The sequence below is a fragment of the Actinocrispum sp. NPDC049592 genome, assembly GCF_040675465.1.
Taxonomy (GTDB): domain Bacteria; phylum Actinomycetota; class Actinomycetes; order Mycobacteriales; family Pseudonocardiaceae; genus Kibdelosporangium.
In genome coordinates this window covers 159,293-173,844 of record NZ_JBFAPA010000013.1, presented here as the reverse complement: position 1 = coordinate 173,844, position 14,552 = coordinate 159,293, and the positions used below count along the sequence as shown (strand labels likewise).

Genomic DNA, 14,552 nt, shown 5'->3' with positions numbered 1-14,552 from the left:
GTGAAACCCGCACAGCGCGTCGGCTTACGGGCCGGTTGACCGTCAGACCTGAGAATGATTTCAGTCCAGCAGCCCCCGGTCGTACGCGATCGCCACCGCCTCGGCGCGACGGCTCGCGCCCAGCTTGGCCATGATCCGGGACAGGTGCACGCTCACCGTTTTCTCGCTGATGTACAGCTCCTCGCCGACCTGGCGGTTGGTCTGGCCGAGCGCCACGAGCCGCAGCACGGACTGCTCGCGGGGCGTGAACAGGTCGACCGCGTCGCGCGGCTGGTCGTCGGACAGCGAGATCCGGCCGCGCCGGGCCAGCTGCGTGATCGCCTCGGCGAGGGGCTTCGCGCCCAGCCGCTCGGCCACCTTGTACGCGGCCCGCAACTCGGCGACGGCGTCGTCGCGCCGGTCCGCGCCGAGCATCGCCTCGGCCAGCCGCCACCGGGCCAGCGCCTGGTCGTAGACCGTCCCATAACCGAACGCGTCGACGACCTTCGCCCACGCCTCCGGGTCGCTGGTGTTGTGCAACCTGGTCAGCTCCGCCTCGGCCCGAGCGAGCCAGGCCCGCCCCTCCGGACCGAGCGAACCGTTGCGCGGGGTGCCGAACAGGGCGGTGTCACGGGCGTGCTCGACGAACTTCTCGCCTTGCGCAATCGCTTGCGCCATCCCGTCGGCGTCGTTCTTGAGCGACGCCCGATGGGCCAGGTCCGCGGCGGCGGCCGCGCCGAGGGCACCGAACTTGATCCCGCTCAGCTGCCAGGCGCCGCCGGCCCGCTTGGACCAGTCGAGGATCTCGTGCACGCGTTCGACCGCCAGCTCCGGCTTGCCCCGCCACATCGCGACCTCGGCGCCCAGGCTGCCGCTGTTCAGCGCGATCTGGATCTCCTTGGGCCACTCCGGGCGGACGTTGGCGAGCAGCCGTTCGGCGTCCGCGAACTGACCCCGGCCGACCGTCACGTGCAGCCCGGTCACCGCCAGCCGGGCCGACACCGTGCTGGAGATCCGGCGTGGCTGCTCGGCGGCCGCCGCGGCGGCGTCCCAGTCGCCGGTGGCGAAGTGCGCCAGGATCTGCAGGATCCGCAGCTCCACGCCGAAGTCGCTCCACGGCAGGCCGTTGTGCTTCGCCCGGGCCACCCCGTCGTCGAAGGTCCGCACCGCCTCGGCGAGCATGCCCTCCTCGTAGTAGTTCAGGCCGAGGTAGAACCGCGCCCGCAGCTCGACGGTGATCGCGTCCACCTCGGCGGCCCGGTCCTTGGCCTGGACCAGCAGCTCACGAGCCTTCTCGACGTCACCGGTGGCCTCGGCCGTGACCGCGAGCGTGGCCAGCGCGTCGGACTCGGCGCCGACCGCGCCCACCGCCCGCGCGTCCGCGACCGCCAGCTCGGCCCGTTCCCGCGCCAGCTCCAGTTCTCGGTCGTTGCGCAGGATCCGCGCCTGCACGGCCAGAACCCACGCGCGGGTCTGGCTCGGCGGCAGCTCGGCGACCTTCTCCCAGGCCGCCTCGATCACCGTGCGGGACTCGTCCTCGCCGCCGTCGATGGTCAGCAACGTCTGCGCGAGCCGGCGCCGGACCTCCGCGGACAGCTGCGCATCCCCTTGTTTGTCAGCGAGTTTGACCGCCGAACGGGCGTACGCGATGGCGCGTTCGGGTTCACCGGAGGTGCCCGCGGCCCAGGAAGCCTTACGCAGCAACGTCAACTCGTTGGTGTCGGCCGGGCGGGCGGACTCGTCCACCGAGTCCCACAGCCGCAGCGCCTGTTCCAGGTGCCGAAGCGCGTCCCCGGGAGCGCCGAGTTTGGTCGCCTCCTTGGCCGCGGCCACCGAAGCCATAAGCGCAACTGGCAAAGAATTGCTTTCAAGACTGTGGTACGCCAGCGCGGCCGCGTTCCCGCGTTCGTCCTGATGCGCCATCTTGTAGCGGGCGTACGCCGCATGCATGCGCACCCGTTCGCCAGGAAGCAGGTCGCCGTACACGGCCTCGCGCAACAAGGCGTGCCGGAAGGAGTACTGCTCGCCCTCGCCTTTGAGGACCAGGACATGATGCTGGACGGCCTCCCGCAGGGCCTCTTCCAGCTCGCGGTCGTCGAGTTCGCCGACGTCGTGGAGGGTCTCGTGGCGTACCGTGCGGCCCGCGACCGACGCCAGCCGGATCACCTGCTGGGCGGGTTCGCTCAGCCGTTCCACCCGGTTGAGCAGCACGTCCACCAGCGACGCCGGGATGCCGCAGTCCGGATCCGACAGCGCGGCAAGCAGCTCCTCGGCGAAGAACGCGTTGCCCTCGGACTGGTCGGCCACCTTGCGCACGGTGTCCGCCTCGATCCCGCCCTCGCCCAGCGCCGCGACGAACGTGCGCGCGTCGGTCTTGTCGAACGGCGGCAGGTCCAGCCGTTCCACCGCGGGCAACCGGACCAGCTCGGCCAGCAAGGGCCGCAACGGATGCCGCCGGTGCAGGTCGTCGGTCCGGTAGGTGCACACGATCAGCAGCCGCTGCGAACGCAAGCGGGACAACAAGAACGACAACAGTCCCCGGGTGGAACTGTCGGCCCAGTGCAAATCCTCGATGACGAGCACCACACAGTGCTCTTCGGCCAGATCGGTCAGCAACGCGTACACCGCGTCGAACAGCTGCAGCTGCCCCACATCCTGCTCGCGGCGGGGCTGCATCCCTTGCACTTTCCCAAAAGCAGGCACGAACCGCTGCGGCTCGTGCGTCGGCGGCTCGTTCGCGGCCGGGGCGAGCTCCGGCAACAGCATGGACAACCCGGGCCTGCCCGCCAGATCCTCCCGGCGGACCTGCGACAACGCCTCGGCGAACGGCAGGTAGGGCAATCCGGCCTCACCGACGTCCACGCAGCGCCCGGACAGCACGATCGCACCCCCAGCGGTGGCGATCCTGCCGATCTCCTCCACCATCCTGGTCTTGCCGACGCCCGCGTCCCCAGCGATCAACACCGCTCCGGCCGTTCCCCCAGCCGCACGGTCAAAAGCCGCGCGTAGCCGGGACAGCTCCCGGCCACGCGCGACCAACGATATTCCCGATCCCAGTCTCGGCACGTCAGGCATAGTGACACACCTCAGGCGGCGCGGCGGTGCTCATTTCCGTCGTCCACCTCACGGTGCGTCCACAACCGCTGCCACCACCTGGGCGGGGCCGACTCGCGGGCCTCACGCAGCTGGCGCAGGGTCACGGGGTCACCGGTGCGGTACGCCATCTCGGCCTTGATCGCCTCGGGGGTCCATTCCATCTCAGTTCACCTCTGTTGTCGCTCCGGATCTGGTGACACTGAGATTCGTCCTAAGGGCTCACACCGGACATCAGGCGAACAACCACTGTTGCGCCGCCGGACCCTTACCCACGGGGGTAAGGGGTGGGTAAGGGCCCCTGAGGCCCCCTTACCCACCCCTCGTGAGTGGTTGTGCCGGTTCTGACCAGTACCCCCCTCACCAGGGCTGACCTGCGGAAACGTGGTCAGCAGGGGCCTTGGTCGGCCCAGACGCCCCACTCACCCGTGGTGCCGGGTTCCTCGTTCTGGGTCCACCACTTCGCGCGCCAGGTATGCCCGCTGTGCGCAACCTGCATACCGCCGGTATACACGCTGGTCGGCGTCCATTCCGGGGCCGTGCAGCTGCCCGGCGGCGGGGTGGTCGGCGGGTCGGTCGGAGGCGTGACCACCGTGCCGCGAGGGTTGTCGGTGCTGAGGGCGTAGCTCTTGCCGCCGAAGGTCAGCTTGAAGTTCGACGGGGTGGCGATCGGCATCTGGTAGACGATGGTGATGTCCACGCTGCCGCCCGCGGGAATTGTCTGCCAGCTCGGGATCGTCACCGACACGTGCTGGAAGTCACCGCGCAGGCCACCGGCATTCGCACCGCTGTGGCCCTTGGCTGTGACTCGCAGGCCGAACCCGGACTGGTCGGACATGCTGCCGGGAGCACTGGTGCCGTAGTCGAACTCCAGGGTCGCGCCGCCCGGGATGGCCGCGGCCGACCGGTTGGTCAGGCGCAGCTTCGGGTTGATCGGATAGTTGTTGTCGCCCAATGCGAAGCCGTTGAACGTGACGTTGACGTCGAGGATGTCCGACGGCATGGCCGAGTTCGCCTTCGAGGCGCCGTAGGGCGCCGCGCCCCGCATGGCCGTGTTCATCGCGTCGATCAGGGTCGTGCCCATGACGTACTGGTTCCTGGCGGTGTCCAACCTGTAGTCGCCCGCCAGCTCCCAGATCATCAGGCCGCCGATCCCCTTGTCGGCCACGTACTTCGCCTTGGCCGCGATGGACACGTCGTCCTCTGTGGACAGGAACACCTTCTTCTGGGCGTTCCACAGCCACGGGCTGACCAGGGAGGTGCTGTAGTTGCGGGTGTAGGTGCCGGTGATCCGGTCCGTCGGGTCGTTGACCGGGTCCAGGCCGTACGCGGTGAGGTAGTCGCCCTGGATGCCGCGCTCGAGGTTCTTGGCGTGCCACATGGGGTTCACACCGGACGGGACCTCGGCGCCACCCGCGGTCGAGTCGTGCCACAGGTTGTCGATGCCGATCGCGCCGTTGCCGCACGGCACGGTCGAGCCGACGCCGGAACCGGTGCCGGGCGGGCACTTCGTCTGGTCGGGCAGGGCGGCCGTGCCCCAGAGTCCGTTCGTGCCACCGGAGACGTTCTGCCAGCCGCGCGTGTAGAACGGCACGCCGAGGTTGATCCGGCCGGCCGGCATGGCGCCGCGGAAGTAGTGGAACGCCCAGTCGGTGTTCAGATAGCCCATCCCCTCGTACTGCGGGGTGGTGTAGACCTGCCAGTGCGCGAGCTCGGCGTCCTTGCCGTCGTCGTACAGCGCCGCGTTCGGGCCGACGAAGTGGTTCCACGAGCCGTGCAGGTCGTAGCTCATCAGGTTGACGTAGTCGAGGTACTGGGTGACCTGGTAGGTCTCGGCGCCGCGCAGGATCCAGCCGGACGAGGAGACGGCCGCGGTCAGCATGTAGTGCTTGCCATCCGCGGCACCCGCTGCGTCCAATTTGGACCGCAATGTGCGCATCAGGTTCACGTATCCGGTCATCAACGTGCCGCGGTTGGCGTTCGAGACCCAGAAGTCGTCCGGGTTGCCCGCGAAGTTCGCCGAGGTCGCGTACTCGTAGTCGATGTCGGCGCCGTTGAAGCCGTACTGGCGCAAGAAAGCGACGACCGAGTCCGCGAAAGTGTCAATTGACGACTGATTTTGCGTAAGTTTGTAGAAACCGCCACTGGCCGTCCGGGAACCGTCCGGATTCAGGATCCCGCCGGTCTCGGCCCAGCCGCCGATCGAAATCAGTGTTTTGACACCCGGATTCGCCTTCTTGTACTTGGTCAGCAAGTTGAAGTGCCCTTTGTAGGGAAGCGCCGGGTCCATCTCGGCGCCGGGAACACCGGGCCACTCCATGCCGGTCGACGCGTTGTTCGCACCGGCCGGGCCGACGGAGATCTTGTTGTCGGTACCGATGTGCGCGAACGCGTAGTTGATGTGCGTGACCTTGGTCCATGGAATGTTGTTCACCAGGAAGGCGGGTGTGCCGTCCTTCCCGGTCCGCCAGCTGGTGAAGTAGCCGATCACGCGGCGGGAGTTGCCGTTCGCGAGCTTCTCGCGGCCGGCGGCGTCGTAGACGGTGCAGTACGGGACCGTGACGCCGGGCGTCGTGGCCAGGCCGTCGGGCCGGCAGTCGTCGGCCGCGAGGGCGGGCCGGGCGGTGTTCAGCACCAGCGCGGCGAGCCCGAGCAGGGCGGCGAACATCAACGACAGTAAGGAAAACATGGGACGTCGGGACATATGGGACCTCCGCCAGGGGCAGGGGGTGGCCGCGGGCCACGTCCTGTCGGAAAAGTCTCCTGACGCTAAGAGGTCCAGACCTATACGGTCAATAGGTCTGGACCACTGTTCCGCTATGCAGCGTAGTGCGCGGGTATCAGCCCTTCGCTGCCGCCAGGAAGGCCGACCACTCGGCCGCCCCGAAAATCAGCACGGGCCCGCCCGGGTTCTTGGAATCGCGAATCCCCGCCCCGTTGTCCACCAAGGCGATCTCCACACAGTCGTTGCCGGCACCGCTGTAGCTGCTCTTGCGCCACATCGCGCCGGCGAGTTCGGAAACCGTCAAAGCCCCTACTCCTCTCGTTGACGAGACAACCTTTCGGCCGCCCCAGAGATCAAGTGCAGGGTGTCGTCCGGGCTCAGTGCGGACGCCCGCAAATGATCGAACATCAACGTATACCGTTGGACGTCAACTTGCTCTTCCAAGTAGACGCCGCCGGTTGTCGTGTCAACGAACACGACGTCCGGGTCGGCCTGTTCCGGGAATCCGAGAATCAGGTACGGACCCTCCATACTGGAGTGCGCTCCCGCGTCGAACGGCACCACCTGGATGGTGACGTTAGGCATGGCGGCGGCTTCACACAACCGAAGCAACTGGCGGCGCATCACGTCGCGATTCCCGACGGTTCGGCGGATCACCGCCTCGTCGATGACGACCCAGTAGTTCGGCGGCTCGGGCGCGGTGAGCAGGCGCTGGCGTTCCATCCTTCCGGCGACCCGGCGCTCGACCTCGTCCCCGGTCCAGTCAGGGCGGATCGAGCGGATCACCGCCCGGATGTAGTCCTCGGTCTGCAGCAGGCCGGGCACCAGCAGCGCCTGGAACGCGCGCAGCGACGAGGCATCCGACTCCAGCCCGACGAACGCGCCGGTGAACACCTCGCGGTAGGCGTGCCACCACCCGTTCTTGCGCGCCTCACGGGAAAGCTGCACAAGGGCTTCGAGCCGATCGGCTTCAACGTTGTAAAGCTCCAGGAGATCGCGCGCGTCCCGCGGTGTCACCCCCACATGACCCGTTTCGATGCGGCTGATCTTGGATGCCGAACATTCGAGTTTCTCGCCGACCTCGTCAATGGTCAGCTTCGCCGACTCCCGAAGCCGCCGCAGCTCACTGGCCAGCCTGCGGCGCCTTACCGTCGGGCTTTGCCCACGTGCCATCCCCGCTCCTCGCCTGTGACAGTTGCGCCGGGAGACAATGACACTGCTGTCACCCGTTCGTGTACTGCAACTTGCAGAATGCCGGTTGCAGTCGCAAGCTTCTTCTATCCGCGAGGAGTAGCGGCAGAAGGTCCAGACGGACGCAGAGGACGTGGTGACGGGTGGTCGTCGTGAACAATTCCATTTTCGGCCACCTGGAGTCCTCGCTGAACGGCTACCTGGCCGATCTCACCCGTCGCGGGGAGTCCGCCGACCCCATCACCGCGACGCGGATCGCGCAGGCCGAGCTGCCGCGCGTCGTCAGCGCACTGCAAGCAGTGCTCGACGAACACCGACCGGACGACCAAGGCCGCTGCCCCACCTGCCGCAAGCGCCTGTTCGGCCGCGCCCCCGCACCGTGCCGTGCCTACCTCGCCGCGCACCTGTGCCTGCTGGTCACAGAAGACGACCGCTCGGATACCCACCACCGGGGCCTGTCCACAGCCTGACAGCCCCGCCCCACCTGACCGACCCGCCGGGACTGCCCTATCCGGACTGTCCCGTCAGGACTGCCCCATCGAGACCCACCCAACGGGATCGACCCATTGAGATCGACCCATCGGGACCTGCCATCGAGATCGACCTATCGGGACCCGCTCATCGAGACCCGCCCAACGGGATTGCCCTATCAGGACTGCCCCATCGAGACCGGCACCGAGACCGGCCCACCGGGACCGACGCATCCGGACCGCCACACCGGGACCGGCCTGCATCGGAACTGACCTAGTAGGACCGGCCCCGTCGGGGCTGCCCCAAGGCCGCCCCGCCGAGACCCAGCCCCGCAGACTTCCCTTCCCCGCAGACTTCCTTCCCCCACAGACTTCCTTTCCCCACAGACGAGCCGGCCCTCAACCCTCCGGCTCGGCCGGACCGCACGAACCCCCAACCCCACGGCCAACCCCCTTCCCCCGGCCGATCACTCGTGCAGTCCGGTGCCTCTCCCAGCGGGGCCGAGACGCGCCCCCCGACTGACTCGGCCCCGCTGGGTCCACCAAAGCGCAGGACACAGTCCCTAGCGGACCCAAGCAGTCCATAACGGACCCAAGACGTCCACACCTCGCCTCACAGTCCACTGTGCTGTGCAGCCGCCCTCAGCCGCTTGCCTCCGGCCCCCCGAATCCCACGCTACAGCCCAGCACCGACAGGATCGGGACGGCAAGATCGACTCAGCCGCGGTTGTCCACAGACCTGCCGGTTGTCCACAGATCCCGGCAACCACCAGTTCGGCCCAGTTTCGGCCGCTACGCTGGATTTCGGGGGGCCGAAGGCACCCAGCGCCACACTTCGCGCCTCAAGTCGTCCACTGACAGATCCCGAGAGCCAAACGCGGCCGACGGCTGGCCCGGGCGCTTGAGGGCAACCGATGGCAGATCCCGAGACCCTGGGGCGACCTGCGCCGAGTCCCGAGGACCCTGCGCTCCCATCGACCGTCCCAACGGTTCGTCACCCGGGATCGTCGCCCTCGCCACGACGCAGACATGGCAATCGACACCAGACTTCGAGCTGAAGCCTGCCAGGGGACGAGCCTGCTCCGATCGTGAATCAGTTCTGGTGGGCCTGTGGCGCCTGGGCAGTGCAAGAGTCCGTGGGAGTTGGCACCTCGCGTTGCGGACGCGTGGACACAATTGTCGCAGAAGGCATCTGGGGCCCGGATGTTCGAGGAGAGGCACCGATGACCCGGGCCCCCACACGACCAGCCCAACACATAGCCATCCGCAAATATCACCACTCGTGATCAACTCCCCACACTTTCCACGTATGGCTGAACTTCTTTGCGTCCCATGTGGACTTTCACTCATCATGGTGGCCAGCGGGTGAGGTGTGCCTTGCCTGTTGTGTGCCGACACTCCGTGCCCTGAGGGGCGCGGTGCCGACACGGAGGTGGCTTCGATGGCCGGTTCGAGCAGTCAACGGATGGAGCGGGGGCCTTTTCGGCCTCGTGGCGGTTTTGGGCGTGCGCGTCGGGCATTGGTGGACCAGCCGCGGTTAACGGCGGCCGGTTAGCCGCGCGCGGAAGTGTCCACTTATTTGTTGGGGTTGAAGCATGTCCATCTTGCGGTACGACGTGCCCGCGTCGTTCGTCGTTTTCCTTGTGAGCGTGCCGTTGTCGTTGGGGGTGGCGGCGGCTTCGGGGGCGCCGTTGATCTCCGGGCTGATCGCGGCGGTGGTCGGCGGGGTGGTCGCCGGCGCGCTCGGCGGGTCGCCGTTCCAGGTCACCGGGGCGGGGACCGGTCTGCCCATTGTGGTCGCGGGTCTGATCGACCAGTTCGGCTGGCCGGCGACGGCGGCGATCACGGCCGCGGCCGGCGTGGTCCAGATCCTGTTCGGGATGACCAGACTCGGCCGCCTCGCACTCTCGTTGTCCCCCGCGATCGTGCACGGCATGCTCGCCGGGATCGGCCTTTCCATCGTGATCGGCCAGTTGCACGTGCTGCTCGGCGGAACGGCCGACGGCGATGTCCTGGTCAACATCGGCCTGTTGCCGCGTCAGCTCGCGAACCCGGTGTGGGGCGCGGTCCTCGTCGGCGGGCTCGCGGTGGTGACAATGCTGCTCTGGCCGAAAGTCCCCAAGGGCAACATCATTCCGGCGCCGCTGATGGCCGTCGCCACAGCGACCGCCGCGGCAGCGCTGGTAACTGTCCCGACCGTTCACCTGCCCGCGTTCCAAGGCCTCGCCCTGCCGCAAATGCCCAGCGGCGGTGCCCTCCCGATCGCCTTGGCTGTCTTCACTGTCGCGCTTGTGGCAAGCATGGAGTCACTTCTGGCGGCGGTGGCCGTCGACCGCATGCACAACGGCCCCCGCACGGATCTCAACCGGGAACTCATCGGCCAGGGCGCGGCGAACATCGTGTCCGGCACCCTCGGCGGTTTCCCGGTCAGCGGTGGGATCACCCGCAGTTCGACGAACGTGGCCGCGGGCGCCAAGACCCGCGCAAGCGTGATCCTGCAAGGACTCTGGGTCGCGCTGTTCGTGCTGTTGCTCAGCCACGTGCTGGAACTCATCCCGCTGGCCGCACTGGCCGGTGTCCTGGTCGTCGTCGGCGCCCGCCTGATCAGGATCGGCCACCTGAAGAACCTGAAACTGCACGGTGAACTCGTCGTCTACCTGGTGACCATCGGCGGCGTGGTCACCTTGGGACTCCTCGAAGGCGTCGCTCTCGGTCTCGCCACCGCGATGACCCGCGCGCTCTACCGCCTCGCCCACACGAGCGTGGAAGTCGAGCAACGCCCGGAAGGCTGGCGGGTCGACGTCCGCGGCTCGCTCGTTTTCCTCGGGGTGGGGCGACTTGTCCGGGAGCTCCGCGAGATCCCCCTCGGCGAACGCGTAACACTGTTGCTGCACATCGACTTCATGGACCACGCCGCCTTCGAGGCCATCGACGACTGGCGCATCGGCTACGAGGATCGCGGCGGACAGGTCACAGTGGACGAAGTGCACGACACCTTCTACAGCCGCGCCCGCAAGGGCGAACCGGGGCACCGCAAGACGATCCCGACCCGGTGGGTGGGCCGCTGGACCGACTGGGAACGCACCAGTGTCGTCCCCGAACCACGCGAGCCCGTCCTGGACGGCGCCCTGGAGTTCGAACGGATGTCCGCGCCCCTGGTCCGCCCGTTCCTCAAGGAGCTTGCCGACAAGGGACAGGCACCCGAGCAGCTGTTCATCACCTGCGCCGACTCACGGGTCCTGCCGAACCTGATCACCTCCACCGGCCCGGGAGACCAGTTCTGCGTCCGGAACATCGGCAACCTCGTCCCCGTGCACTACGAGTCCGAGTCGGTCGGCGCCGCCATCGAGTTCGCCGTGGACGTCCTCGCCATTCCCACGGTCGTCGTATGTGGACACTCACACTGCGGTGCCATGAAAGCCCTCCTCAGCGGCAGCACCGAACCCGGCTCACGCCTGCACTCCTGGCTGCGCAACGCGAGGTCCAGCCTGTCCCGTGTGGACGGAACCAACGACGTCGAACGCCTCGCTGTGGCGAACGTCGTTCAGCAGCTGGACAATCTCCGCACGTACCCCAGTGTCAAGAAAGCCGAGCAGGCCGGGCGGCTGAACCTGGTGGGCATGTACTTCGACCTCGCAGAGGCCCGGGTCTATCTGGTCGACCCGAACACCTGCGAGCTCAAACGCCTCGAGGAAGACGCTGTCCCTACCTGATCGGGTGCATGACCGGCAGATAGGACGGGATCTCGGGCTCGGGCGGCCGGTGACGGTCGTACCCGAGCCCGAACTCCATCCCGACCATCGCCATGGCCACCACCGGAAGCGAGACCAGCGAGGGGAAAGCCACCCCGCGGGGCACGAACGACGGCCGGAACTTGGCGTTGAACAGGTAAAGCGACTCGACCTGGATGAACGGGTCCAGCAGGTGCAGCGCCTTGTACCCGGCCTTCTCCACCGGCCCGCGCGTGGCACCGGCGTCGATCAACGTCCGGAACGCGGCGAAGTTCAACGACACCAGCGAGATCCCGTGTGCCCGCGCGTACGTCACGAGGTCCACGATCATCCGCTCGTTGAGCCCGTTCGGCCCGTTCCGGTCGCGCCGCATGGTGTCCAGCGACAGCGCCTGTCCACAACGGGCATACCGCTGGAAACCAACCACCCGCCCGGAACCGTCGTAAGCGATCACCAGCAGGCAGTCGGGGTGGGTCCCGGCGAGCATCCCGTCCAGGATCATCGAGAACCCGCGCTCCCGCGACCCGTTGAGCCACCGCGAAGACACCGCGGCCAGTTCCGCCCGCAACGAGCCAGGCAGGTCACCTTCACGGACAATGCGAGTGGTCACGCCCATGTTGTGGGTCCGCTGCACGGCCTGCCGGACGTTGCGCATGGCCCGTCCGGAAAGGTCGAACCCATCGACCGGCAACACCACCTCGTCGCCGATCCCGACGGTGCGAAGCCCGTGCCGCCGCCACAAGTGTTCTAGATCACCCCGGACCGCGAGCACGGACACCCGCCACCCGGCCCGGTCACAAGTGGCTACGAAAGTGTCCACAGCCGACTGGAAAGACTCTGGATCGCCCACCGGATCGCCGCCGACAACGGCGGTTCCTAACAAAACCCGGTACCCCACAGCGGCCCGGCCGTCCGGACTGAACACGTAAGCCTTGTCGTGCCGCAGCACGAAGGGTGCCAGCGTGTCCGAAGCCGGGTGCTGGACCAGCTCCCGGACCCGCGCCCGCGTGAACCCGTCGGCGGGCGGAGGGGGCGCAGCGGGCGCCAGCAGGACCACCAGGGCCACGCTGACGCTCAACAGGACCAGCGACCCCAGGTCGACACGGAGTTCGTCATGTCGTTGGATCACGCCGTCATAGAACGTCCCCGTGCCCAGCACGATGAGCCCGGCGTAGGCCGCGATCCGCATCCGGCCCAGCGACGGCACCGCCGGGAACTCGGCCCGCCGGACCGTCAGCAGGACACCGCAGCCGACCAGCACCAGCGCCAGAATGCTGTGCCCGGCGACCAGGATTCCGCAGCCGGCCAGCAGCAACGCCACCCAGTAGGCCACTTTCCGGCGTCGTAACAACCCGTGGGCCAGCAGGATCAGGCCGACGGCGAACAGGCCGCCGTGCAGGCGGCCGTGGGGTCCTTGGCACAGCATGTGCGCCGCGGGCCGCACCCAGCTGGGGAGCGCGACCCGCAACGCGGCCAGGGCGGCGACCACGCCGAAGCCCCCGGTCACCAGACCGAGGGGCCAGACGTGCCGCCGGGGCTCAGGCGTCCACTTCGGACCGGTCGGCGCCCCAGAGGGTGTGGAAGGTCCCCTCCCGATCGGTCCTGCGGTAGGTGTGCGCACCGAAGAAGTCTCGCAAACCCTGGATCAGCGCCGCTGGCAGGCGGTTGGACCGCAGCGCGTCGTAGTACGCCAGCGCCGAGGAGAAGCCCGGGACCGGGACATTCGCCTGCACGGCGGTCACGACGACGCGGCGCCACGCGTCCACAGCGTTGTCCACAGCGGCCTTGAAGTAGTCGTCGACCAGGAGGGACGGCAGGTCCGGGTTCTTCTCGTAGGCCTCGCGGATGCGGTTGAGGAACACCGCGCGGATGATGCAGCCGCCGCGCCAGATGGTCGCCATCGCGCCGCGGTCGATGTCCCAGTCGTACTGCTCGCTGGCCGCCTGGATCTGGTCGAATCCCTGCGCGTACGCGACGACCTTCGACGCGTAGAGCGCGGCGCGGACGTCGTCGACCAGGGTGTCCGGCACCGAAACGGACACATCGGACGTGGACTCGAGCGCCTCGCGCTGCTCCACCCGCGAGGACAGCGACCGGGCGAACACCGCCTCGGCGATCCCGGTCACCGGGATGCCCAGCTCCAGGGCCTCCTGGACGGTCCAGCGGCCGGTGCCCTTCTGCTCGGCGCGGTCCTGCACGATGTCCACGAACGGCTTGCCGGTGGCCGCGTCGACGTGCCCGAGCACCTCGGCGGTGATCTCCACCAGGTAGGACTCCAGGTCGCCGGAGTTCCAGGTGCGGAACACGTCGCCGATCTCGGCGGGCGACAGGCCGCCCGCGCGGCGCAGCAGGTCGTAGGACTCGGCGATGAGCTGCATGTCGGCGTACTCGATGCCGTTGTGCACCATCTTGACGAAGTGGCCGGCACCGTCCGGGCCGACGTGCACGCAGCAGGCCTGGCCGTCGACCTGGGCGGCGATCGACTCCAGCACCGGGCCGAGGTGCTTGTAGGACTCGGGCGAGCCGCCGGGCATGATGCTCGGCCCGTTGAGGGCGCCCTCCTCGCCGCCGGAGATGCCCGCGCCCACGAAGTGCAGGCCGCGGTCGCGCAGCGCGGCCTCGCGGCGGCGGGTGTCGGCGAAGTGGGCGTTGCCGCCGTCGATGATCATGTCGCCGGGTTCCATCAGGTCGGCGAGCTCGTCGATGACCGCGTCGGTCGGCGCCCCGGCCTTGACCATGATGATCACCTGGCGCGGCTTGGCCAGCGAGGCGACCAGGTCGGCCGCGGTCTCCGCCGGGACGAAGTCGCCCTCGTGGCCGTGCTGCTCGACCAACGCCTTGGTCTTCGCGTACGACCGGTTGTGCACAGCCACCTTGTACCCGTGGCGGGCGAGGTTGCGCGCCAGGTTGCTGCCCATCGTCGCGAGGCCGGTCACCGCGATGCGGGCCGTGCCGTCCGTGCTGTTCGCCATGTCTCCCAGCCTGCCGTATCAGCTCAAGTAAGGCTCACCTGTCCCGCACGGACCGGAAGTTTGCCCAGCTCACCGGTCATGCGCGGGTTATGTACCACACGAGCCTACGCAGCTGCGAGTTCACGCTCTTGGACATCTGTTGCGGCCCGCTTGCGTGCTCTGCCCGACAGTGGTCCTCACCAGGGGAGGAGGTGAATCTCAATGAAGGATCTCACTTTCGACGTGGAGGACCTGCAGCTCGACGACCTCGCCGTGACGTCCATGCGCGACGCCGTGGCGCTGCCCGAGTCGGCCGCGTCCGGTGCGCCGTCGTCGTGTTCGTGCGGCAGCTCGTCGTGCTGCTGCTGCCAGCCGAACCTGCCGACGACCGACGTCTTCTGACCAGGTTTCT

Annotated in this window: 10 protein-coding genes; 3 read left to right on the top strand and 7 right to left on the bottom strand. The window is 68.1% G+C overall.

Annotated features, from left to right (window positions below; translation table 11 throughout):
• Positions 1–60 precede the first annotated feature (60 nt).
• The 5 genes from AB0J95_RS30050 to AB0J95_RS30030 all read right to left on the bottom strand — a co-directional run bounded on the left by AB0J95_RS30050 (position 61) and on the right by AB0J95_RS30030 (position 6,970).
• The gene (locus AB0J95_RS30050; protein WP_364765049.1) at positions 61–3,054 is read right to left on the bottom strand and encodes an AAA family ATPase; all 2,994 of its coding nucleotides are present in this window, start codon (positions 3,052–3,054) and stop codon (positions 61–63) included.
• Positions 3,055–3,065: 11 nt separating this feature from the next.
• Entirely contained in the window at positions 3,066–3,236 is a 171-nt protein-coding gene (locus AB0J95_RS30045) for a hypothetical protein (protein ID WP_364765046.1), read from the bottom strand.
• 224 nt (positions 3,237–3,460) lie between these two features.
• Positions 3,461–5,776, bottom strand: coding sequence for a glycosyl hydrolase family 18 protein (locus tag AB0J95_RS30040; protein ID WP_364765043.1), 2,316 nt, complete (start codon positions 5,774–5,776; stop codon positions 3,461–3,463).
• Between the two features lie 136 nt (positions 5,777–5,912).
• The gene (locus AB0J95_RS30035) at positions 5,913–6,074 is read right to left on the bottom strand and encodes a DUF397 domain-containing protein (RefSeq protein WP_364765490.1); all 162 of its coding nucleotides are present in this window, start codon (positions 6,072–6,074) and stop codon (positions 5,913–5,915) included.
• A 32-nt stretch (positions 6,075–6,106) separates the two neighbouring features.
• Positions 6,107–6,970: a helix-turn-helix transcriptional regulator gene (locus tag AB0J95_RS30030; RefSeq protein WP_364765040.1), complete on the bottom strand. Its 864-nt coding sequence runs from the start codon at positions 6,968–6,970 to the stop codon at positions 6,107–6,109.
• 170 nt (positions 6,971–7,140) lie between these two features.
• Between AB0J95_RS30030 and AB0J95_RS30025 the strand changes: the two genes are divergently transcribed.
• Both AB0J95_RS30025 and AB0J95_RS30020 read left to right on the top strand, forming a co-directional pair.
• Positions 7,141–7,458 carry a hypothetical protein gene (locus AB0J95_RS30025; protein ID WP_364765037.1) on the top strand — a complete coding sequence of 106 codons (318 nt, stop codon included), beginning with the start codon at positions 7,141–7,143 and terminating at the stop codon, positions 7,456–7,458.
• Between the two features lie 1,595 nt (positions 7,459–9,053).
• Positions 9,054–11,171, top strand: a complete 2,118-nt coding sequence (locus AB0J95_RS30020) for a SulP family inorganic anion transporter (protein ID WP_364765034.1) — start codon at positions 9,054–9,056, stop codon at positions 11,169–11,171.
• Here the strand turns inward: AB0J95_RS30020 and AB0J95_RS30015 are convergent.
• Together AB0J95_RS30015 and gndA are read right to left on the bottom strand one after the other, a co-directional pair.
• A complete protein-coding gene (locus tag AB0J95_RS30015; protein WP_364765031.1) occupies positions 11,164–12,696 on the bottom strand; it encodes a phosphatidylglycerol lysyltransferase domain-containing protein in 1,533 nt (510 codons plus the stop codon). The genes AB0J95_RS30020 and AB0J95_RS30015 overlap by 8 nt on opposite strands.
• 31 nt (positions 12,697–12,727) lie before the next feature.
• Positions 12,728–14,161 (bottom strand): NADP-dependent phosphogluconate dehydrogenase, encoded by a 1,434-nt coding sequence (gene gndA / locus AB0J95_RS30010; protein WP_364765028.1) that lies wholly within the window; start codon positions 14,159–14,161, stop codon positions 12,728–12,730.
• Positions 14,162–14,362: 201 nt separating this feature from the next.
• Between gndA and AB0J95_RS30005 the strand changes: the two genes are divergently transcribed.
• Entirely contained in the window at positions 14,363–14,542 is a 180-nt protein-coding gene (locus AB0J95_RS30005) for a thiazolylpeptide-type bacteriocin (RefSeq protein WP_364765025.1), read from the top strand.
• Positions 14,543–14,552 lie beyond the last annotated feature (10 nt).